This is a genomic window from Pseudotamlana agarivorans, from assembly GCF_001642835.1.
Taxonomy (GTDB): domain Bacteria; phylum Bacteroidota; class Bacteroidia; order Flavobacteriales; family Flavobacteriaceae; genus Pseudotamlana; species Pseudotamlana agarivorans.
Genome location: NZ_LXEI01000003.1, coordinates 18,316 through 39,881 on the forward strand (window position 1 = coordinate 18,316; position 21,566 = coordinate 39,881).

Genomic DNA, 21,566 nt, shown 5'->3' on the forward strand with positions numbered 1-21,566 from the left:
TGTTAAAATATAATTAACTTTGCGAACCAATTTTAGGAGTGGTGATTTATAGCCATTTATCAAAATAAATATTGTAATGTACAAAAAATCGTTTTTAAATAAGATAATAGTAACGGTGTTCTTTTTTAGCTGTTTAAGTTTAACAGCCCAAAATAAAGATTTTTATGCTGGAATGGAAATTGGAAGTAAAGGTATTAAAATGACTGTGTTAGATATTGATAACATTAAAAAAGGAAGGTATGAAATAATAGATTTTTGGACAGATAATGTTGGTATAGCTAAAGGTATTTCTATTAATGGGGAAATTAAGCAACAAGACATAGAATTAGCTGTAAAATCTATAAAAGATAATTATTTAAAAATAAAAAATGAGTTTGGTGTCATTGATGAAAATATATTTTTAGTTGGATCTTCAGGTGTTGCTATGGCAAGCAACACAGAAGATTTAATAGATATGATTGAATTTGAAATTAATAAGAAATTATATTTTATAGACGCTAGTGAAGAAGCTAGAATGCTTTTACGAGGCAGTATTCCTCCTGTAGATTATGAAGACTCTATGGTGTTAGATATTGGTGGGGGGAATACAAAAGGTGGTTTTATAGATGAGATTAATGATAACCTCGTTTTTTTTCCTATTAATTTTAATTATGGAACAGTTACTTTAACTGAAGAAATATTAGAATACCAAAAAGAGTCTCTGACAACAGCTGATTATAATGAAATACAATTTAGTTATTTGCCGAAGTTGAGACAACAAGTAAGAGATATGTATAATTCTCGACCAAAGGCATTAGAAAAACAGAATGTTTATATGTCAGGAGGAGCCGTTTGGGCTTTTTATACTTTGTATATGAATTCAAATCCAGAAAAAAATTATAATTCATTCAAACTAGGAGACGTAATTAGATATGATGCAATTGTTAAGAATGATTTTAGATATTTTGAAAGGTTAGCAAAACATGATAAAAATGTAGCTATAGTATTAAAAGTTTATTCTCAAAAATATTTAATATCTGCTAGTAATTTGTTTTTAGTATGCTTAGAGGAAATTCCTAATATTGAAGAAAAAGAACTATATTTTTCAAAACAAGGACAAATAGCTTGGTTAGTGTCTTATGTGGTTGAAAATTCTAAGAAAATAAAAAAATTTTATTAACACATTAAGAGGTGTTATAGAGTATTTTAAAATAAAAAAAGACACTATCCTGGTAACTGTATAAGTTAAAAATAACGACACTATCCCATAAAGTGTGTAAGTTATAAATCGAGGGTTTAACTTTTTTAAAGTTGAACCCTTTTTTCAAATATAGTTAATAACCGGCATGGATCATTTTTTAGTCGTCTCCTTTGTAGCCAAAAATACTGATTTCCTAACAGTATCGTCTGTCGGGAAGGATAACTTGTTCTTGGTGTACTTCCTGAGTTTGCCATGAAGGTTCTCTATTAGATTAGTGGTATAGATGATTTTGCGTATCTCGATGAGGAGATCAAGGAACACGGTGAGTTCCTCCCAATTGTCCCTCCAGCTTTTATCGCTCAAGAATATTTATCCTCTCATTTGGCGATTTCCTAGGTAACGGCAATTCTTCGTTCTTGTTGAATAATTCTAGTTATTAGAAGACTAAATAGATTCTCTTTACTATTATTGAACTTGAAGGCTATTTCATCTAAATAACTCTGTAAATGTTCAGGGCTTACTCGGTGATACTGACCCACAATAGCCCTTTTGATTGTTGTCCAGAAAGAATCCAATCTAGAAGTATTATATTTTCCTAATGACATTATGTTTTTTGAATGATTGAGCTTAACATGTTTTGCATGTGTCTTATGAAGCATTCTATAAGCTCCAAACCCATCTATAACTACCTCGCTTGCAATATCAATGTGCTTGTTTAGCAATGGTCTAATGGTTTTTGCATCAGCCTTATCAATCACTATAACCTTCACTAACCCTTCTCGCTGCATCATCCCAAGTACGGGCTTTTTGTGCTCCATTCCTCCAGGATAAATACCGAGTTTCTTTTTATAAGACTTACGCATATTAGTCATACTTCCTCCAACATAGCTCTCATCTACCTCGACAATACCCTTTAATAGATCATCTGAATCAGAGTACATAGCTTCTCGTATGCGTTTTTGCATATACCATGCTGTATTTTTGTTAACATTAATATCACGAGCAAGTTGTAATGAAGAAATCCCTTTTTTAGCATTAACAATTAAAAATATTGCTGCAAACCATTTGGGTAATGGTAATTTTGAAGCGTGCATTACAGTGTCTACCGTAACGCTAAAAGAACTATTACAGTCCCTGCACAAATGTCTATTTGAATTTTTTCGATTATGAATATGCATGCTTCCAGAGTGAGTGCAAACAAGCCCATTAGGCCAACGAATAGACTCAAGGTGCTCTATACAGGCTTTCTGAGTACCAAAACGTGAGGCGATTGAAAGTACTGATTCTTGTTCCATTTATCTAAGATATACATTTTTTGCCATATTCTAGGAAATCGCCTCTCATTTGTAGGTAAAATCTTTTAGGTGACCTCTACGGCGGCTTGTGTAGGTGCATTGAAGATGAGTTTTATATCCCGAGGTAAAGGCTTGTTTGTCTTTCCATTCTACATACCTACAGGCGTTCCTGATCTGGTGCACTATATATATCTGGATTTTGGATTCGGGAAAGACGTTTTTGATTGTATGTGTGAATCCATTCACGTTATCTGTAGCGGTGATCAGGATGTCTTCTGTACTCCTGGCGCGCATATCGGTAAGTACATTCATCCAGAAAGCAGCCTGTTTGTTCTTTCCGAACCACAGACCCAGGACTTCTTTTCTATAGCCCTTCGCAGCCCTACGGCAATATTAAACGGTCTTATTAACAACTTTCGAGTTCTTACGCACTACTGTCCATCCAAACAAGAAGATAAATAGGCTCTAGCTAGTCTGTTCTGTCAAGCTACGATATCTCTTGAGATCTTATGGGGTATCCTTGATATGCCCGATGTGGAGACATCAAAGTTATAGACCTCGCGTATCTGTTCTTCGATATCGGCATTGATTATACCCTTAACATAAAGCGACACGATCACATTCTCGATACCGTCGACCATATTGCCCCGTTTTGGCATTATCATTGGGTTGAAAGATTCATCGCGGTCTCTTGGAACCGTAATTTCCGAATCCCCAAGAAGTACTCATCTTCTTTTTTGAATGGCCATTGCGTATATTGTTTTCTCTGGCCTTTTGATGTTTCTCGTAATCCATATGGGCATCGAACTCACCTTTGAGCATCATTTCGATACCTCGCTTTTAAATCTGTTTTAAAAAGTTGCTGAGTTCGGCCTTAGTTTTGAACTGCTTTAAGAACTCGTACGTAAATAACTCTTCTTTCTTCATAAGATGCAAATAATTTAAAGTTAAAAAAATAGCGTGGGCATGCCCACGCTATTTTTTTTATTTACACACTTTATGGGATAGTCCTTATACTTTTAAAAGTATATTTAATCGTTAAGCTTTAAAACAGCCATAAACGCTTGTTGCGGAATTTCAACATTACCAACTTGACGCATACGTTTTTTACCTTTTTTCTGTTTTTCAAGTAATTTACGTTTACGAGAAATATCACCACCGTAACATTTAGCTGTTACATCTTTACGCAGGGCTTTTATCGTTTCACGAGAAATAATTTTAGCACCAATTGCGGCTTGAATTGGAATATCAAATTGCTGACGCGGAATTAACTCTCTTAATTTTTCACACATTTTTCGTCCGATAGTTTGTGCATTATCGGCGTGAATTAATGCTGAAAGTGCATCAACAGGTTGGGCGTTTAATAAGATGTCTAAACGCACTAATTTTGAAACTTTCATACCTATTGGCGAATAATCAAAAGACGCGTAGCCTTTAGATACCGTTTTTAGTCTATCGTAAAAATCGAATACAATTTCAGCAAGTGGCATGTCAAAAATTAATTCAACACGCTCTGGTGTTAAATAGGTCTGATTTATAATGTTACCACGTTTTTCGATACAAAGTGACATCACGTTACCTACAAAATCGGCTTTAGTAATTATAGTCGCTTTAATATAAGGTTCTTCTACACGGTTAACGGTAGAAGGATCTGGTAAATCGGAAGGGTTGTTTACTACAAAGGCTTCATCAGGATTTTTGTTTGTAAACGCGTGGTAAGATACGTTGGGAACTGTTGTGATTACCGTCATATCAAACTCACGTTCTAAACGTTCTTGAATAATTTCCATGTGTAGCATTCCTAAGAAACCACAACGGAAACCAAAACCTAAAGCCGCCGAACTTTCAGGAGCAAATACTAAAGACGCATCGTTTAGCTGCAGTTTTTCCATAGAGTTACGAAGCTCTTCGTAATCTTCGGTATCAACAGGGTAAATTCCAGCGAAAACCATTGGTTTTACATCCTCAAAACCTTCAACAATATTGGTAGTAGGTTTTGCAAAATCGGTAATGGTATCACCAACTTTTACTTCTTTAGCAGTTTTAATACCTGTAATTAGATAACCAACATCACCTGCTTTTACACTTTGTTTGGCAACTTGAGTCAGTTTTAAAGTACCAACCTCATCGGCAAAATATTCTTTGTTGGTAGCAACGAATTTAATTTTTTGACCTTTTTTAATTTCACCATTAAAAACCCTAAAATAGGTTTCAATACCTCTAAACGTATTGTAAACCGAGTCGAAAATTAGAGCTTGTAAAGGCGCATTAGGATCACCTTTTGGCGCCGGAATACGTTCTATAATAGCCGCCAAAATATCATCAACCCCAAAACCTGTTTTTCCACTAGCATGTATCACTTCTTCAGGATCGCAGCCTAACAAATCTACGATATCGTCGGTTACTTCTTCAGGGTTTGCACTAGGTAAATCAACTTTATTAAGTACAGGGATAATTTCCAAGTCATTTTCTAAAGCTAAATACAAGTTAGAAATCGTTTGTGCTTGTATGCTTTGAGCGGCATCAACAATAAGTAAAGCGCCTTCACAAGCAGCAATAGATCGAGAAACTTCATAAGAGAAATCGACGTGACCCGGAGTATCAATAAGGTTTAAAACGTATTTTTCACCTTGATATTCATAATCCATTTGGATGGCGTGCGACTTGATGGTAATACCACGTTCGCGCTCCAAATCCATATTGTCTAGCAATTGATCTTGTTTCTCTCTGGCAGTTACCGAACCTGTATGATCTAATAATCGATCGGCTAAGGTACTCTTACCGTGATCTATATGTGCAATAATGCAAAAATTTCTAATGTGCTTCATAAAAGAATCTAATACTTAGATTTAATTTGCAAATATAGACGTTTTATCGGTTTATATCTATTGTTTTTATTAGCATCCTTGGGCTTGTTTAATCGTCTTATTTTTATGAATGTTTAAAATGGGGTATGAAAAGGGTTTTAAGTCGTGTTTAATAGATTACATGCATAATACTGTACCTGCTGTTGTTTGTAATGTTTTGTAAATAAGAGCTTTAGTTTTTAAGTGGTTTTGATGATAAATGAAGGTTTTTATGCTTTAAAAAGGTGATTTTATGAATTTCATGGCTGTGAAATTCCTCAGTTTTAAGTAAAAAGCCGTAATTTTGCGGCCAATTTTATTTCTTGTGGTAAAAATAGACAACATAGAACTTCCAGATTTTCCATTGCTTTTAGCGCCTATGGAAGATGTTAGCGATCCGCCATTTCGTGCCTTGTGTAAAGAACAGGGAGCCGATGTGGTATATACGGAATTTGTTTCTAGTGAAGGCTTAATTCGTAATGCTGCAAAGAGTGTTATGAAATTAGATATTTACGAGAAAGAACGCCCTGTAGGTATTCAAATTTTCGGAGCTAATTTAGATAGTATGTTGCAAACCATAGATATTGTAGCCGAGTCTAAACCTGATATTATCGATATTAATTTTGGATGTCCGGTTAAAAAAGTGGTGAGTAAGGGTGCCGGTGCTGGTATTTTAAAAGATGTCTGCTTAATGGAGCAACTTACCGCCGAAATGGTAAAGCGTACCAATATTCCCATTACTGTAAAAACGCGTTTAGGCTGGGATCATGATTCAATTCGTATTGTCGAGGTTGCCGAGCGTTTGCAAGATGTAGGTTGTAAAGCGATAGCTATTCATGGCCGCACACGAGCCCAGATGTATAAAGGTGAAGCCGATTGGAAACCTATTATGGAGGTGAAAAATAATCCGCGTATGCATATTCCTGTTTTTGGAAATGGTGATGTTGATACACCCGAAAAAGCCATGCTTATGCGTGATGCATTTGGTTTAGATGGTTGTATGATTGGTCGTGCTAGTATTGGAAACCCATGGTTTTTCAAGCAAGTGAAACACTTTTTTGAAACTGGCGAACATTTAGCGCCTATTTCTCTAGAAGAACGTGTGGAAGCAGCGCGTAGGCACTTACAAATGTCTATCGACTGGAAAGGGGAAACCTTAGGCGTTTTTGAAACACGTAGACATTATACCAACTACTTTAAGGGGATTCCGCATTTTAAAGATTACCGTATGAAAATGGTCACTTCAGATCATTCCGAAGATGTTTTTGCTGCCTTCGATGAGGTTTTAGAGAAGTTTGCCGGTTACCAGTTTACGGAGTAGGCTTTATGCCAAGCGATAAAATAACAAAAGTTTTACTTCTACTATTTAATTTTGTACTTCTAACTTAAAATGGCCTTCGACACGCTCAGGCTGACATGTCTTAGCTATACGCTATAGGCTGTACGCATAAGGCATATAGGATACAGCTTAAAGCATTATTTCCGCAAATATGTTAAATTCTTTAGAATTTCAAACGTTTTCGTGAAAAAACTCATTTTTTAACACTTTTTAATTAGTTACATTTGTGTGTAAATTTTTAAAAAGATAATACATAGAGCTATGAAAACGTTAAACGATTTTGATTTCAAAGATAAAAAAGCCTTAATACGAGTAGATTTTAATGTGCCTTTAAACGAGCAGTTTGAGGTTACTGATGCCACTAGAATTGTGTCGGCAAAACCTACTATAATCAAAATTTTAGAAGATGGGGGAAGCTGTATTTTAATGTCCCACCTAGGGCGTCCAAAAGGATTTCAAGATGAGTTTTCATTAAAACATATTGCTGGAAAGGTTGAAGAAATTTTAGGAGTTGAAGTAAAGTTTGTTGCCGATTGTATTGGTGATGAGGTTGAAGCCGCTGCTAATAGCATAGAGCCAGGTCAAGTTTTATTATTAGAGAACTTACGTTTTTATAAAGAAGAAACTGCAGGAGATAAGGCTTTCGCCGAAAAATTATCAAAATTAGGTGATATTTATGTGAATGATGCCTTTGGTACAGCGCACAGAGCACACGCTTCAACAACAATTGTAGCACAGTTTTTTGAAGGTAAAAAATGCTTCGGAAGTTTATTAGCACAAGAAATTGAAAGTATTCAAAAAGTTATGGAAACTGGAGAAAAACCAGTTTTAGCGATTCTTGGTGGTGCTAAAGTGTCTTCTAAAATTACCATTATTGAAAATATTTTAGATAAAGTAGACCATCTTATTATTGGTGGTGGTATGGCATTTACTTTTGTTAAAGCTCAAGGCGGAAAAATAGGAAACTCTATTTGTGAAGATGATAAAATGCCTTTGGCTTTAGAGATTTTAGAGCAAGCTAAAGCTAAAAATGTACAAGTTCATATTCCTATCGATACTATTGCAGCCGATGCTTTTAGTAATGATGCTAATAAACAAGTTGTTGATATTAATGCGATTCCTGATGGTTGGGAAGGTGTAGATGCTGGACCAAAATCTATCGAAGCTTTTGATAAAGTGGTAAAGGAATCTAAAACGATTTTATGGAACGGTCCGTTAGGGGTTTTCGAAATGGAATCTTTTGCTAATGGTACTATTGAGTTAGGAAATTCGATTGCAGAAGCTACTAAAAATGGTGCTTTTTCACTTGTAGGTGGAGGTGATTCTGTAGCTGCTGTTAAGCAATTCGGATTTGAAAATAAAGTAAGTTATGTGAGTACAGGTGGTGGTGCCATGCTTGAGAGTTTAGAGGGTAAAACCTTACCTGGAATTGCTGCCATTCTAGAATAAATAGCGCTTAAGTTTTTAGTTTAGCGTAAAATACACGAATTTTGCCATATTATCGTTCAATAAGTATTGATATAGATTATATGGCATTTCGTTTTTTTACACTTTTAGCACTTCTAAATATTGGCACTGGATTTTCTCAAGTGTCAGATTCAATTTCTCTTCAAAATAATATTATAAAAGACAGCTCTAAAGTCAGGAGTACTGTTGTTAAAGATACTTTATTAGATAGCAGGCAGGCCGCTGCTAAAACAGTTGCAGTGGATAGTTTTTCAATAAAAAATTTGAAAGACCACGAGTTGGCCGCACAATTTGATGCGAAATGGCATGATGAGTTGTTTAATAATAATCTTTACGATACCATTTCTAAATCGATTGCCGAGCTTGATTATGAGCCTGTAATTTATACAGAATTGCCTACCGATACACTTAAAGCACGATTAAAGGCGCTTAATGCAAGAACGCCTTTTAATGTAGAATATAACCCAGCTTTAGAAAGTGTAATTAAATCTTATTTAAAAAACAGGCCCAAAACATTACAAAAGCTTATCAATTTAAGTGCTTTTTATTTCCCAATGTTCGAGGCTGAGTTAGACAAACATGATATCCCGTTAGAGATAAAATACTTAGCCGTGGTAGAATCGGCGTTAAAGCCCAGAGCGAAATCTAGAGTAGGAGCAACAGGATTATGGCAATTTATGTTTACTACTGGTAAAATGTACGGTTTAAATGTAAGTAGTTATGTTGATGAGCGTAGCGATCCTATCATGTCTACAGAAGCCGCTGCCAGATATTTGTCTAAACTTTATAAGATTTTTGGTGATTGGGATTTAGCTTTAGCCGCCTATAATTCGGGACCTGGTAATGTTACCAAAGCCATTCGCCGTTCGGGAGGGTACCAAAATTATTGGAATATTCGTCATAATTTACCAAGAGAAACCGCGGGGTATTTGCCTGCCTTCTTAGCTAACATGTATATTTTTGAATATGCTGAAGAACATGGTTTTAAACAAGCAAAGCCTGAAATTGCGTATTTTCAAACCGACACAGTAAAAGTGAAGCATATGATTACACTCGATCAGGTTTCTGAAGTTACAGGGACATCTATTGAAGAGCTTCAATTTTTAAATCCATCTTATAAATTAGATATTATTCCGTATTTAAAAGAAGAAGATTATGTATTGCGTTTACCACTTGATGTGATAGGTGATTTTGTAAATAATGAAGATGAGATATATGCTTATGCAAAAGCTGAATTTAATAAACGCGAAAAGCCACTGCCTCAATTTTCAAAGGCCAGTGATAAAATTACTTATCGTGTAAAATCTGGCGATTATCTTGGTAAAATTTCTAGAAAATATGGTGTTCGAATAAGTGACTTAAAGCGCTGGAACGGTTTAAGAAGTAACAATATTGATATCGGACAACGTTTAACCATATATCCTAAAAGACCACATACGAGCACCAAAAGTGCTACCGCAAGTACAAATAAAGCCGCCACAACAAAGCGTTTATCTGGTCCAGTATCAACCTATACTGTAAAACAAGGGGACTCGCTTTGGAGTATTTCCCAAAAATTTTCTGGAGTTTCTGTGCAAAATATTATAGATTGGAACGGTATTAGTGGGACTAAATTAAAACCTGGGATGAAATTAAAAATTGCCAAAGGTTAAATCAGTTCAATTAAAAAAGATACTTGTATTATGAGAAACATGATTTGTTCAGTAGTTGTGCTATTGTTACTTAGCTCTTGTGGGAAAACTGAAAAAAAGGCTGATGATGAATTTCTTCCTGATGCCTCTGGAGCCATTAATAACGTGTCGGTCGTTACCGAAAATGATTACTGGGATGGTCGCGTTGGTGATGCTATTCGATCGGTACTAACAAAACCTATTTACGGACTACCACAGGACGAACCTATGTTTAGTATTAGCCAGATTCCACCATCTGTTTTTTCTGGTTTTGTAACTAAAAACAGAACGGTTTTATTAATTAAACCTAATAAAGAACAAGGTCTTGAGATTCTAACCAATGTATACGCTAAGCCGCAAAAAGTCATTGTTGTTTCTGGAAAAACAAGGGAGGAAATTATCGAAGAGCTTTCTAAAAATGAATCTAAAATTATAGAAACATTTAGACATGAAGAATTAGCCGAGCGCCAACGTCAAATGATGAAATCGCCACATACTTTTAAATCGATAAAAGAAAAGTTAGGCTTAAGTATACAATTTGCTTCAATTTATAGAAAGGCTACCGAAACTGATAATTTTTTCTGGTTTAGAAAAGATATTACCACAGGAACAAATAACCTAATGATTTATGAGTTGCCTTTTGATGCTATTCAGAGAAATGATAGTGTGGTGAAGCAAATCATCAAAATCAGGGATTCTATTGGAAAAGCATACATTCAAGGGCCTCTAGAAGGGTCTTATATGGTTACAGAAGACGCATATGCGCCATTTATAGAAGAAACGACCATAGATAACAAACCAGCTTTTGAAACTCGAGGTATTTGGGATGTTAAAAATGCTTTTATGGGCGGACCGTTTATTAATTACGCTATTGAAGACAGCAAAAACAACCGTTGGGTGGTTATTGAAGGTTTTTCTTTTGCGCCTTCAGTTGAGAAAAGAAACTACATGTTAGAATTGGAATCTATTATCCGTTCGGTTAAAATTGAATAAATAATAAGGGCTTTTTTAATGAAATTTTATTTATTAAAACCCCTTAATACAAAAAGACCAGTACATGTGTTGTACTGGTCTTTTTGTATTTTTTGAAGAGCTTTTTTTAGTCTTTTTTCTCGATTTTAGGGTCTTCTTCTTCTTCTTTGCTAGCATCTTTAAATTCTTTGATGCCACTACCTAAACCACGCATCAATTCAGGAATTTTTTTACCTCCAAATAAAAGTAAAACAACCACCACAATTAAGGCTATTTGCCAAGGTCCGATGGCTAATGGTAACATATGTAAGTTCATAGCTTGTAAATTTAAAAAACAAAGTTAATAATTAATGTTTAATAATATCGTTTTAAGGATAACTTTAGCATTTATATACCTTTTCTTGGGCTGTTACAACCGTACTATCTCATAAATTCTATTTATTTTTGCTGCGCATGGCGGAAACAAAAAAGAAACAAAAAAGAAGAATAAGAAAACTACTGGATAAATACCGGTTAGTGATTCTTAATGAAAATACTTTTGAAGAGCGATTGTCTTTCAAATTGACGCGTTTAAACGTGTTTGTTATGGGGTCACTTATCGCGGTGTTTTTTATTTCGGTAACCTACCTGATTATCGCACTAACACCATTGCGGGAATATATTCCGGGTTATTCTTCTACAGCATTGAAAAAGAAAGCAACCGAACTTAGTTATAAAACCGATTCATTACAACAGGTTATACTTATGAATGATCGTTACTATAGTTCTATAAAAAAAGTATTAACAGGTGATGTGAGTCAGGTTGATTTTAATAGAGATTCTATAATTAATGCCGTAAAACTTGAAGCTAGTGAGGTGGATTTAAATCCGAGTGCCGAAGATTCTATATTACGTCAGAAAGTGGATAAAGAAGATAAGTACAATTTGTTTGAATCGGCAACATCGTCAACAAACTTTGTGTTATTTCCACCTGTTAGTGGGGCGATTAGCGCGTCGTATGATACTAAAGATAAGCATTATGCTGTAGATATCACGGTTGCCAAAGATACGCCAATAAAAGCCACAGCCGATGGTGTGGTTATTTTTTCGGAATGGACGGCAAGTACTGGTTATGTGTTGATATTAGAACATAGCCAGGGGTTAATCTCTATTTATAAACATTGTTCGGCCTTGACTAAGGTTCAAGGTGATTTAGTAAAAGCAGGCGAGGTAATCGCAACCGCAGGAAATACAGGAGAACTATCAACAGGACCACATTTACATTTTGAACTTTGGAATGATGGATACCCCATTAATCCCACAAACTTTATCGATTTTAATAAATGATGTCAATAAAATCTGTTTTAGCAAAACCTTTTGCAAAAATTATATACAATAAAGTTCAAAAATGGGCTAATTACCCAGTGAAAACACAAGAAAAGGTGTTTCAGGATCTTATTGCCGAGGCCACAAGTACCGCTTTTGGTCGCGATCATGATTTTGTTAGTATTAACAGCCATGCCGATTTTGTAAAACGTGTCCCTATTCGTGACTATGAGGCTTTAAAGCCCTATGTAGACCGTGTGGTGGCAGGAGAATCGGATGTGCTTTGGAAAGGAAAACCGTTGTATTTTGCCAAAACCTCAGGAACAACTTCAGGGGCTAAATACATTCCGTTAACTAAGGAGAGTATGCCTAATCATGTAGAAGCAGCAAGAAATGCTATTTTGATGTATATCCATGAAACAGGGAACAGTAAGTTTGTGGATGGCAAAATGATTTTTTTACAAGGAAGCCCCGAGCTTAAAGAGCAAAATGGTGTGAAATTAGGAAGGTTGTCGGGTATTGTAGCGCATTATGTTCCAAAATATCTTCAAAAAAACCGATTGCCTTCGTGGGAAACCAATTGTATTGATGATTGGGAAACTAAAGTTGATGCCATTGTAGACGAGACCCTTAATGAAAACATGACCATCATTTCTGGAATACCGTCATGGGTTCAAATGTATTTTGAAAAACTTCAGCAAAAAACAGAAAAACAAATAGGGGATATTTTTAAAAATTTCAACCTGTTTATTTTCGGAGGAGTTAACTACGAACCTTATCGAGCGAAGTTTGAAAATCTTATAGGGCGAAAAGTAGATAGTATAGAGTTGTATCCTGCCAGTGAAGGTTTCTTTGCTTACCAAGACAAGCAGAATGAAAAGGGGATGTTACTCTTATTAAATTCTGGAATTTTTTACGAGTTTATTAAAGCTGATGAATTTTTTAATGAAAATCCACAGCGTCTTACTATTAAGAATGTAGAAGTTGGCGTAAATTATGTGATGATAATTTCTTCTAACGCCGGTTTATGGGGGTATAACATTGGTGATACCATTCAGTTTACTTCAACAAAACCGTACCGCGTTATTGTTTCAGGACGTATTAAACATTTTATTTCAGCTTTTGGTGAGCATGTTATTGGTAAAGAGGTTGAACAAGCCATTCAAGAAGCGACTGCTGGAACCGATGTTAGGGTTTCAGAGTTTACGGTAGCTCCAGAAATTACGCCAGAAACAGGACTGCCTTACCATGAATGGTTTATCGAGTTTGAAAATGAACCTGAGGATCTTTCCGCTTTAGCGAAAAAAATAGATGAATCGCTGCAAAAACAAAACACTTATTATTTTGATTTGATAGTGGGTAAAGTTTTACAGCCATTAAAAATCACAAAAGTTAAGAAGGGCGGATTTCAAGCCTATATGAAGTCGCAGGGAAAATTAGGCGGACAAAATAAAATTCCGAGGTTGTCAAACGACAGAAAAATTGTTCAAGGTTTTCAAGATTAAGATTCAACCAATAATGTTATCTTTGCAGCGCATTTAACCGATTTCATGTCAGGAAAAAATCATCATACTAGAACACGAGCGCAAGAGAGTTCCAACGCGATTGAGCGGTTGTATATCACGATGCGTCACCTGTTTAATCGTGGGTTTTACAAGCCTATGGGGATTTCTGGAGAAACTTTAAGAGAGGCTTTGTTGCTTTTAAGGCCAGAAATTTATGGTTCGGTTGGAGAAGAAAAAGCCGAGCTTGAAGGCTTACTTTATGTTATTGATCGTCTGCCTCAAGGGATTGAGGAGTGCACCTTTATAAACCTAACCAGTGATGAAGGTTATTCAAATTCACATTTTGAATCCATAGTTCCTAAAAAGCGTCGTCGTAATTGTTACCGCATTGACGATGAGCAGATGAATATTGAGATAACCAGAGGTCGATCGGAAATCTACGATATTTTAACCCATCTTACATTTATATTCATTGAATCTCATAAAATTGGTCGACGTGTTTTAATTGATGAAGACGGTGCGACTACAAGAGATTGGATGAAACTAGAAGCAGCAGTGCTTTCTAAAAAGAAGCTGTCACGGGAGCAGCGAGAAGTTGCTATTACGCATGCTGCGAATATTTTAGGGCGTACTTTTAATGAAATAAACACGATTTATAGCGCTTATGCTATGCCATCTCAGCCCGAACGGTTTTTGCATATTGTGTATTGGTTGGGGAAGCTAGCAATTGAAGAGCTTACGAATAACGATAAAAGAACCATTACTTTTAGTCCAGTTTTAAGAGAACGTATTGGTCATCATATTCATGGAGAAATATGGGCTGATACGATAAAAGAAACGCTTTTTAAAGCAGGTTTGTTAAACCGTCCTATTCATATTATTAGCGCTAATATGCATAGTGTCATGAATACGTTTTTTGCTAAAGAAGCTTTAAAGTTACAAAACTCTAAAAAAGATATTTTTGAAGTATACGAATCTTTAAGTCAGCCAGAAAACGAAACTTCAAGACATAAAATTTCCAAAGAAGCTTTGCAAAATGGAATGATTTATATCAAGGATACTTCGGGTGCTAATATTGATGTTCAGCTTTTTGATACAGCTAAATTTGATGCTTCAAAGTTAGGTGTTAAAGCTTCTGAAACCATTTTAAAAGAAGAGCAACCTGCTATTCTCGTTATGGATTATGCTTTCGGAGAGCAAGCCTATGAAACTATAGATGAGTTACTCAAGCCTTATAAAGCAAAAGAATCTGAAATTCATTTAAATGTAGATTCTGTGTCTATTATGGGTAAAGCAGGTATTTTAGAAGGTGGTAAAGGGGATATTATGATTCCGTCTGCACACATTTTTGAAGGTACCGCCGATAATTACCCGTTTAAAAATGAACTTAAAAAGGAAGATTTAGAAGGGCAAGGCATTTCGGTTTATGAAGGCTCTATGATTACGGTTTTAGGAACATCACTTCAAAATAAAGATATTTTAAAATTCTTTTATAATTCCACGTGGCGGGTTATAGGACTAGAAATGGAAGGGGCGCATTATCAAAAAGCGATTCAAGCAGCATCAAAAGTTAGAGGCAGTATATCAGAAAATGTAAAAGTAAGATATGCGTACTACGCTAGTGATAATCCCTTAGAAACTGGAGCAACCTTAGCTTCTGGAGGTTTAGGAGCTTCTGGAGTAAAACCAACATATTTAATAACAAAAACTATATTAGAACAAATACTTAACTAAAAATTATTATGAGTAACGAAGGGCAGAAACCACAACAATCAGAGGAGGTTGACTTAGGACAATTGTTTAAGGTCATCGGAAGAGGTTTCGAAAAGTTATTTAAGTTTATAGCAAGCATATTTATTGGTTTGTACAAATTATTAATTGCTTTACTAGCGCATTTTTACAAAAACATTATTTCGTATGGTGCAGCTATTATTATTGGTTTTGCTGCTGGTTTTGCTTTAGATGTAAATTCCGATAAATCATATGGCGCAAATATGTTTGTTGAAACGAACTTTAATTCGGCTCGTCAAGTATATGAGAATGTTAAACAGTTACACCAATTAACTCTGGATGAGGATTCTATACGTTTAGCTGCGATTTTAAATATAAAACCATCTCAGGCAGTAAAGTTAAAAGGGTTTTTTATTAACCCTTCAATTGATGAAAACCAAGTGGCAGAAATGTATTCCGAATTTTATTTGAAGCTAGATTCACTGTCTAGAACAGAAATGACTTACGATCGTTATGTGAACTCGCTAACGGCTACAAACTACCCGATACATCAAATTGGAGTGACTGCAACCGACAAATCTTTGTTTAAAACGATCGAGCCAGGAGTGAAACATAAACTTATCGATAACCCATATTTAGAAAATTTGGTGCTCGCGAACAAAAGAAATTTGGAAATGGAAGAAGCGGCATTGCGAAGTCAAATTCGAAAAACAGATTCTTTAGCCAATGAGTATTTAAAAATTAGAATAAACGAGTCTCGTAAGGAGCCTGTACAAGGTTCTGGAACGAACCTATATATGGCCGGAGATAGCGATTCAAATGGTTTGTTAGTGGATGAGTCTAAGGTGATTGAAAAGCGTTTGGATCTTGAAGAGTTACGACGTGAAGTTAATTTAAGAAAAGCTCAAGAGTTTGGGGTGATAAATATTGTAGCTGGTTTTCCAGAAACAGGATATGATACAAGAACTTGGACCGACAAAAAGAAGTTTGTTTTACCGTTACTTTTATTTGGGTTAACACTTGCCGTTTTTGCATTTTTAGGCTTAGGAAAGTTTCTTAAACAGCAAAGTAAAATTTAAGACTTAAATTGTAATGTTTATGTATTAGATATTGAAATCTCAGGTTACTTTTAATCTGAGATTTTTAGTTTTATAAAAAACGGAGGTTTTTAGTGTTTTCAATTTAAATCTAAATGTGAAACTGGACAAAATAGGTGTTTGTAATATATACTTTTATGACATTTTATTAAATTGAGGAGCTATCAAAAGCAAAAAATTATGAATATATTAATTACTGGAGGTGCAGGTTTTATTGGTTCGCATGTGGTGAGGCTGTTTGTTGATAATTATCCAAACTATCACATCTTTAATTTAGATGCACTGACCTATGCGGGAAACCTCGAAAATTTAAAAGATATTGAGGATAAACCAAATTATACCTTTGTTAAAGGTGATATCACCGATGAGTTTTTTGTTAACAATCTTTTTAATTCACATAAGTTTGATGGTGTGATTCATTTAGCAGCAGAATCACATGTTGATCGTTCTATAGTCGACCCTTTAGCCTTTGTGAAAACGAATGTTATTGGAACCATGGTATTGCTTAATGCCTTTAAAAACATATGGCATGGTAATTATGAGAACAAACGTTTTTACCATGTAAGTACCGATGAGGTTTATGGAACATTAGGGGAAACAGGCTTGTTTACCGAAAACACATCCTATGATCCAAATTCGCCGTATTCTGCTTCAAAAGCGAGTTCAGATCATTTTGTTCGGGCTTATGGAGAAACGTATGGACTACCTTATGTCATATCCAATTGTTCTAATAATTATGGACAGTTTCAGTTTCCAGAAAAACTTATTCCATTATTAATAAATAACATCATTCAAAATAAAGCGTTGCCTGTTTATGGTGATGGTAACTATACCAGAGATTGGTTGTATGTTAAGGATCATGCTTTGGCTATAGATTTAGTGTTTCATAAAGGCAAAAATACAGAGACTTATAATATTGGAGGTTTTAACGAATGGAAAAACATCGATTTAGTAACTCTATTATGTGCACAAATGGATGAAAAATTAGGAAGAAAAGCGGGAACATCAGAAAAGTTAATAACCTACGTTAAAGATAGGCCAGGACATGATTTACGTTATGCTATTGATGCTTCTAAAATTAATAAAGAACTAGGTTGGAAGCCATCCGTCACCTTTGAACAAGGTCTAGAAATTACTATCGACTGGTATTTAGAAAATGAAATCTGGTTAAAAAATGTTACCAGTGGAGCTTATCTAGAGTATTACGAGAAGCAGTATAGTTAGGGGTAAGTAAGGGAAATGTATCAGCCTGAGCTTGTCGAAGGGCAATTTATCGTAAAAGTTAAATATTAGATATTAGAAGTTTAAAAGCCTACATCAGCCTAATATCACCATAACATCACAATAATAAACCAATGAAAGGAATAATTTTAGCAGGCGGCTCGGGAACACGATTACATCCATTAACTTTATCGGTTAGTAAGCAACTCATGCCTATTTACGATAAACCTATGATTTACTATCCGCTTTCTACTTTAATGTACGCAGGTATTCATGAGGTTTTAATTATATCTACACCTAAAGACTTGCCTTTGTTTAAAGATTTATTGGGAGATGGAAAAAAGTATGGTTGTACCTTTGAGTATGCTGTACAAGAAGAACCTAATGGTTTGGCAGAAGCCTTTGTAATAGGAGCCGATTTTATTGGCAATGATAAAGTGGCTTTAATATTAGGGGATAATATATTTTATGGGACAGGTTTAGCAAAACTTTTGCAAGCAAATAACGATCCAGAAGGTGGTATTATTTATGCGTATCGTGTGCATGATCCAGAACGTTATGGGGTTGTAGAATTTGACGAATCGGGACAGGCCATTTCGATAGAAGAAAAGCCTGAGCAGCCTAAATCAAATTATGCTGTGCCAGGGATTTATTTCTATGACAATTCAGTTGTAGACATTGCTAAAAATATAAAACCGAGCCATCGCGGTGAGTTAGAAATCACAGATGTAAATCGAGTTTATCTTGAACAAGGTAAGCTTAGTGTAAGCATTTTAGATCGTGGTACTGCTTGGTTAGATACCGGAACCTTTCAATCGCTTATGCAAGCGTCACAGTTTGTTGAGGTTATAGAAGAGCGTCAAGGTTTAAAAATTGGTGCTATTGAGGGCGCTGCTTTTGAAATGGGTTTTATAAACGAGGATCAATTTAGAGCCTTAGCAGAACCTTTGCTTAAAAGTGGCTACGGTAAAAATTTATTGGGTTTATTAAAAACGAAATAAAATCATATCAACACGATTAATTATATAAGGTATAATTATCACGTTTTTATAGATTGAAAATAATAATAGAATACAAAAACAACGAATGATTGTAAAGGAAACAAAGCTGAAGGATTGCTTTTTATTAGAACCTAAAGTTTTTGGTGATGATCGTGGCTATTTTTTAGAATGTTATAACCAAAATACCTTTAATGAGCTAACAGGCTTAGATGTTCAATTTGTACAGGATAACGAATCTTTTTCGTCTAGAGGAGTTTTAAGAGGTTTACATTTTCAGCGTGCTGAACATGCCCAAGCTAAGTTAGTACGTGTTATTCAGGGTTCGGTGTTAGATATAGCGGTCGACCTCAGAAAGGATTCAGAAACTTTTGGCGAATACATTGCTGTAGAATTAAATGCAGACAATAAAAAACAGTTGTTTGTGCCTCGGGGCTTTGCCCATGGTTTTGTAGTATTAAGTGAAACGGCCTTATTCTCTTATAAATGTGATAACTTTTATAATAAGGCTTCGGAAGGCGGTATTATTTACAACGACAATACTTTAAATATCGATTGGAAAATAGAGGCTTCCGATTTAATTATTTCAGAAAAAGACCTTATACTTCCTAACTTTGAAAATATAGTTTTATAATGAGTGTTTTAGTAGTAGGAGCAAACGGGCAGCTAGGAAGTTGTATCAAAGATTTAGAAGTTCAGTATAAGGATTTAAATTTTATTTATACTGATGCTACTTTATTAAATATTTGCAATTTAAAAGAATTACAAGCTTTTTTTCAAGGGAATCAATCCATTGATTACTGTATAAATTGTGCAGCATATACGGCGGTTGATCAAGCCGAAACAGAAAAAGAAAAAGCTTTTCAAATTAACGCTGAAGGCGCTAAAAATTTGGCTTCCGTTTGCAAAGAAAATAAAGCGATTTTATTACATGTTTCAACCGATTTTGTGTTCGATGGCAAAAAAACAACGCCTTATACCGAAGCCGATACCCCAAACCCAATAAGCGTATATGGAGCTTCAAAACTACAAGGTGAAATAGAAATTCAAAAGTTAATAAAAGAACATTTTATTATTAGAACTTCTTGGTTGTACTCCGAGCATGGGAGCAACTTTTTGAAAACCATGTTACGATTGGCTGAAACAAGAGATGAAATTTCAGTGGTTTCCGACCAAATAGGAACCCCAACTTATGCGGGCGATTTGGCTGAGGTTTTATTGAAAATTATTGTTACTAGTAACAATAATTATGGCGTATACCATTTTAGTAATGAAGGGGAAACGAGTTGGTACGATTTTGCTAGAACCATTTTTAAATTCGCAAATAGTAAAGTAAACGTTATAGCAATCCCAACTGAAGCGTATCCAACCGCTGCAAAGCGCCCAGAGTATTCAGTACTGAACAAAGGAAAAATTGTACAGGCATTATCTATTCGTGTACCTCACTGGCAGAAAAGTTTAGAAAATCTTTTTATTTGAAGTGGATACAACTTGGTTGGACTTATATCAAAAAAATAGAGAATTGATTGAGTAACAAAGGCCTAGTGCTAGTTGAATATAATTATAAATTTAAATTCATTAATTGTTTTGTTACCTAAGTATGGGACGTCGTATTATAGCATATATCAATTCACTCAAAAAACAGATAACTCCCCTTCAGGTATTAGTTTAATAAAGGTGTCTGGAATAACATTATTTTAACGGGTGCTTTGTTAAGAATTTGAATAAATTAAGTTTAATTATTCCTTGTTTGTTAACCGTGTTTAGTAGAATAAGTACGATACAAGTCTTCTAATTTAGAAATATTATTAATCATATTAAATTTATTTTCAAATAACTGTAGAGCCTTTTTTTCAAAATTCATTCTTAAAATGTCGTCGGAATATAATGTTTGAATGTATTCTGCCATTTGATCAATATCTTCATTGTCTACCACAAAACCATTAAAGTTATGTTCAACTAAATCCCGATTACCGTCACTGTTCGTTACTACACAAGCCTTTCCTAAAGATAAGCTTTCAATAATTGAATACGGTAAACCTTCGTATCGAGCTGTAGAAATATATAGTTTGGAACGTTTTATGATTTTAAATATTTCATTTCTATCTATCCACTCAATAAGTAAAACATTATTTTCGAGATCATATTTTTTAATCTTATTTTTAACAGACTCAATATTAGGGCTATATTCTCCAACTCCTAATATTACCAAATTAACATTAAAGTTTTTTTGTTTAAGTTTATGAATGACCTCAATCATCATCTCTATATTTTTTTGAAATGATGGACGACCTACAGTACAGATATAATCATCAAATAAACGATCAAGGATTTGGGAAGGATTATTTTTATTTAATTTTATAGGTAAGATAGAATTATTAAACAACAGGGCGTTTTTTGAGCTATAATTTACCTCCTTAAGGCCACGTTGTCTTTCTGATTCCGAAGAGGCAACTAACACCGAATTAAATTGTTTAAAAAATTGCTCAATAAATAAAAAAATGCGTTTTTTTAATTTAGACTCAGCACTTAAATAAGAGTATGCTTGAGGGGTGTGAAAGACTTTTGTTTTGAAAAAAATATTAGCAGCTCTGGCAACAACCCCACCTTTTGCGCTATGAGCATGTATAATTTCAGGTTTTTCTTTTTTAATGATTTTAAAAGTGGAATAGATAGATTTAAAATCTTTAAAAAAATTTAACTCCCTTTGTATTGGTAATTTATATTCCTTAATTGAATTCCCGTTTTTATCTAAAAACACCTTTTTGGTATCGCTATCACCATGAATAACAATAGATTCAAATTTATCAGGATTTATATTTTCTAGTATTAAACGTAGCGAAACGTCAACACCACCAACCGAATTGAGTACATGAACTACTTTTATTTTATTCAATATGCTTCATATTAAGAAATTCATGCAAAGTTATCAATTACATA

The 21,566-nt window shown here is 34.6% G+C and carries 17 protein-coding genes and 2 pseudogenes; 13 read left to right on the forward strand and 6 right to left on the reverse strand.

The window, feature by feature from the left end:
- The first annotated feature begins 76 nt into the window (after positions 1–76).
- Complete coding sequence (locus tag A6I66_RS05885; protein ID WP_067146612.1) at positions 77–1,159, forward strand: Ppx/GppA phosphatase family protein; 1,083 nt, start codon at positions 77–79, stop codon at positions 1,157–1,159.
- Between the two features lie 174 nt (positions 1,160–1,333).
- Here A6I66_RS05885 and A6I66_RS16460 read toward each other — a convergent pair.
- The 4 genes and pseudogenes from A6I66_RS16460 to lepA all read right to left on the reverse strand — a co-directional run.
- Positions 1,334–1,534, reverse strand: a pseudogene (locus A6I66_RS16460) (transposase); the annotation flags it as partial.
- Positions 1,535–1,572: 38 nt separating this feature from the next.
- The gene (locus A6I66_RS05890; protein ID WP_084399513.1) at positions 1,573–2,475 is read right to left on the reverse strand and encodes an IS1595 family transposase; all 903 of its coding nucleotides are present in this window, start codon (positions 2,473–2,475) and stop codon (positions 1,573–1,575) included.
- A 74-nt stretch (positions 2,476–2,549) separates the two neighbouring features.
- Positions 2,550–3,402, reverse strand: a pseudogene (locus A6I66_RS17100) (IS256 family transposase); the annotation flags it as partial.
- A gap of 104 nt (positions 3,403–3,506) precedes the next feature.
- Positions 3,507–5,303, reverse strand: coding sequence for a translation elongation factor 4 (lepA, locus tag A6I66_RS05900; protein ID WP_067146618.1), 1,797 nt, complete (start codon positions 5,301–5,303; stop codon positions 3,507–3,509).
- Between the two features lie 343 nt (positions 5,304–5,646).
- Between lepA and dusB the strand changes: the two genes are divergently transcribed.
- The 4 genes from dusB (at position 5,647) to A6I66_RS05920 (ending at position 10,790) form a co-directional block, all read left to right on the forward strand.
- Positions 5,647–6,642, forward strand: coding sequence for a tRNA dihydrouridine synthase DusB (gene dusB / locus A6I66_RS05905; protein WP_067146620.1), 996 nt, complete (start codon positions 5,647–5,649; stop codon positions 6,640–6,642).
- Between the two features lie 279 nt (positions 6,643–6,921).
- Entirely contained in the window at positions 6,922–8,109 is a 1,188-nt protein-coding gene (locus A6I66_RS05910) for a phosphoglycerate kinase (RefSeq protein WP_067146622.1), read from the forward strand.
- A gap of 80 nt (positions 8,110–8,189) precedes the next feature.
- Positions 8,190–9,779, forward strand: a complete 1,590-nt coding sequence (locus A6I66_RS05915; RefSeq protein ID WP_067146624.1) for a lytic transglycosylase domain-containing protein — start codon at positions 8,190–8,192, stop codon at positions 9,777–9,779.
- A gap of 30 nt (positions 9,780–9,809) precedes the next feature.
- Positions 9,810–10,790, forward strand: a complete 981-nt coding sequence (locus A6I66_RS05920; RefSeq protein WP_067146626.1) for a DUF4837 family protein — start codon at positions 9,810–9,812, stop codon at positions 10,788–10,790.
- Positions 10,791–10,896: 106 nt separating this feature from the next.
- Here A6I66_RS05920 and tatA read toward each other — a convergent pair whose 3' ends face one another.
- Entirely contained in the window at positions 10,897–11,085 is a 189-nt protein-coding gene (gene tatA, locus A6I66_RS05925) for a twin-arginine translocase TatA/TatE family subunit (RefSeq protein WP_067146628.1), read from the reverse strand.
- Positions 11,086–11,222: 137 nt separating this feature from the next.
- Between tatA and A6I66_RS05930 the strand changes: the two genes are divergently transcribed.
- The 8 genes from A6I66_RS05930 (at position 11,223) to rfbD (ending at position 20,105) form a co-directional block, all read left to right on the forward strand.
- The gene (locus tag A6I66_RS05930; protein WP_067146630.1) at positions 11,223–12,095 is read left to right on the forward strand and encodes a M23 family metallopeptidase; all 873 of its coding nucleotides are present in this window, start codon (positions 11,223–11,225) and stop codon (positions 12,093–12,095) included.
- Positions 12,092–13,579 (forward strand): GH3 auxin-responsive promoter family protein, encoded by a 1,488-nt coding sequence (locus A6I66_RS05935; protein ID WP_067146632.1) that lies wholly within the window; start codon positions 12,092–12,094, stop codon positions 13,577–13,579. The genes A6I66_RS05930 and A6I66_RS05935 overlap by 4 nt, the downstream gene beginning before the upstream one ends.
- A gap of 45 nt (positions 13,580–13,624) precedes the next feature.
- Positions 13,625–15,313: a DUF6909 family protein gene (locus A6I66_RS05940; RefSeq protein WP_067146634.1), complete on the forward strand. Its 1,689-nt coding sequence runs from the start codon at positions 13,625–13,627 to the stop codon at positions 15,311–15,313.
- 8 nt (positions 15,314–15,321) lie between these two features.
- Positions 15,322–16,389: a hypothetical protein gene (locus tag A6I66_RS05945; RefSeq protein WP_067146636.1), complete on the forward strand. Its 1,068-nt coding sequence runs from the start codon at positions 15,322–15,324 to the stop codon at positions 16,387–16,389.
- A gap of 195 nt (positions 16,390–16,584) precedes the next feature.
- Entirely contained in the window at positions 16,585–17,631 is a 1,047-nt protein-coding gene (rfbB, locus tag A6I66_RS05950; RefSeq protein WP_157614125.1) for a dTDP-glucose 4,6-dehydratase, read from the forward strand.
- A gap of 131 nt (positions 17,632–17,762) precedes the next feature.
- Positions 17,763–18,629 (forward strand): glucose-1-phosphate thymidylyltransferase RfbA, encoded by an 867-nt coding sequence (rfbA, locus tag A6I66_RS05955; protein ID WP_067146641.1) that lies wholly within the window; start codon positions 17,763–17,765, stop codon positions 18,627–18,629.
- An 85-nt stretch (positions 18,630–18,714) separates the two neighbouring features.
- Positions 18,715–19,260, forward strand: a complete 546-nt coding sequence (rfbC, locus tag A6I66_RS05960; protein ID WP_067146643.1) for a dTDP-4-dehydrorhamnose 3,5-epimerase — start codon at positions 18,715–18,717, stop codon at positions 19,258–19,260.
- Entirely contained in the window at positions 19,260–20,105 is an 846-nt protein-coding gene (gene rfbD / locus A6I66_RS05965; protein ID WP_067146645.1) for a dTDP-4-dehydrorhamnose reductase, read from the forward strand. Before rfbC ends, rfbD begins: the two co-directional genes overlap by 1 nt.
- A gap of 274 nt (positions 20,106–20,379) precedes the next feature.
- Here rfbD and A6I66_RS05970 read toward each other — a convergent pair whose 3' ends face one another.
- On the reverse strand, positions 20,380–21,522 hold the full coding sequence (locus A6I66_RS05970; protein WP_245683435.1) for a glycosyltransferase: 1,143 nt from the start codon (positions 21,520–21,522) through the stop codon (positions 20,380–20,382).
- Positions 21,523–21,566: the final 44 nt, after the last annotated feature.

What these genes read in the sequence shown, in the direction of transcription:
- A6I66_RS05910 (WP_067146622.1), top strand. Translation starts at nt 6,922, where the DNA reads ATGAAAACGTTAAACGATTTTGATTTCAAAGATAAAAAAGCCTTAATA.
- lepA (WP_067146618.1), bottom strand. Translation starts at nt 5,303, where the DNA reads ATGAAGCACATTAGAAATTTTTGCATTATTGCACATATAGATCACGGT.
- A6I66_RS05935 (WP_067146632.1), top strand. Translation starts at nt 12,092, where the DNA reads ATGATGTCAATAAAATCTGTTTTAGCAAAACCTTTTGCAAAAATTATA.
- rfbD (WP_067146645.1), top strand. Translation starts at nt 19,260, where the DNA reads ATGAGTGTTTTAGTAGTAGGAGCAAACGGGCAGCTAGGAAGTTGTATC.
- A6I66_RS05945 (WP_067146636.1), top strand. Translation starts at nt 15,322, where the DNA reads ATGAGTAACGAAGGGCAGAAACCACAACAATCAGAGGAGGTTGACTTA.
- A6I66_RS05940 (WP_067146634.1), top strand. Translation starts at nt 13,625, where the DNA reads ATGTCAGGAAAAAATCATCATACTAGAACACGAGCGCAAGAGAGTTCC.
- A6I66_RS05930 (WP_067146630.1), top strand. Translation starts at nt 11,223, where the DNA reads ATGGCGGAAACAAAAAAGAAACAAAAAAGAAGAATAAGAAAACTACTG.
- A6I66_RS05885 (WP_067146612.1), top strand. Translation starts at nt 77, where the DNA reads ATGTACAAAAAATCGTTTTTAAATAAGATAATAGTAACGGTGTTCTTT.
- A6I66_RS05920 (WP_067146626.1), top strand. Translation starts at nt 9,810, where the DNA reads ATGAGAAACATGATTTGTTCAGTAGTTGTGCTATTGTTACTTAGCTCT.
- rfbC (WP_067146643.1), top strand. Translation starts at nt 18,715, where the DNA reads ATGATTGTAAAGGAAACAAAGCTGAAGGATTGCTTTTTATTAGAACCT.
- A6I66_RS05890 (WP_084399513.1), bottom strand. Translation starts at nt 2,475, where the DNA reads ATGGAACAAGAATCAGTACTTTCAATCGCCTCACGTTTTGGTACTCAG.
- A6I66_RS05915 (WP_067146624.1), top strand. Translation starts at nt 8,190, where the DNA reads ATGGCATTTCGTTTTTTTACACTTTTAGCACTTCTAAATATTGGCACT.
- rfbA (WP_067146641.1), top strand. Translation starts at nt 17,763, where the DNA reads ATGAAAGGAATAATTTTAGCAGGCGGCTCGGGAACACGATTACATCCA.
- tatA (WP_067146628.1), bottom strand. Translation starts at nt 11,085, where the DNA reads ATGAACTTACATATGTTACCATTAGCCATCGGACCTTGGCAAATAGCC.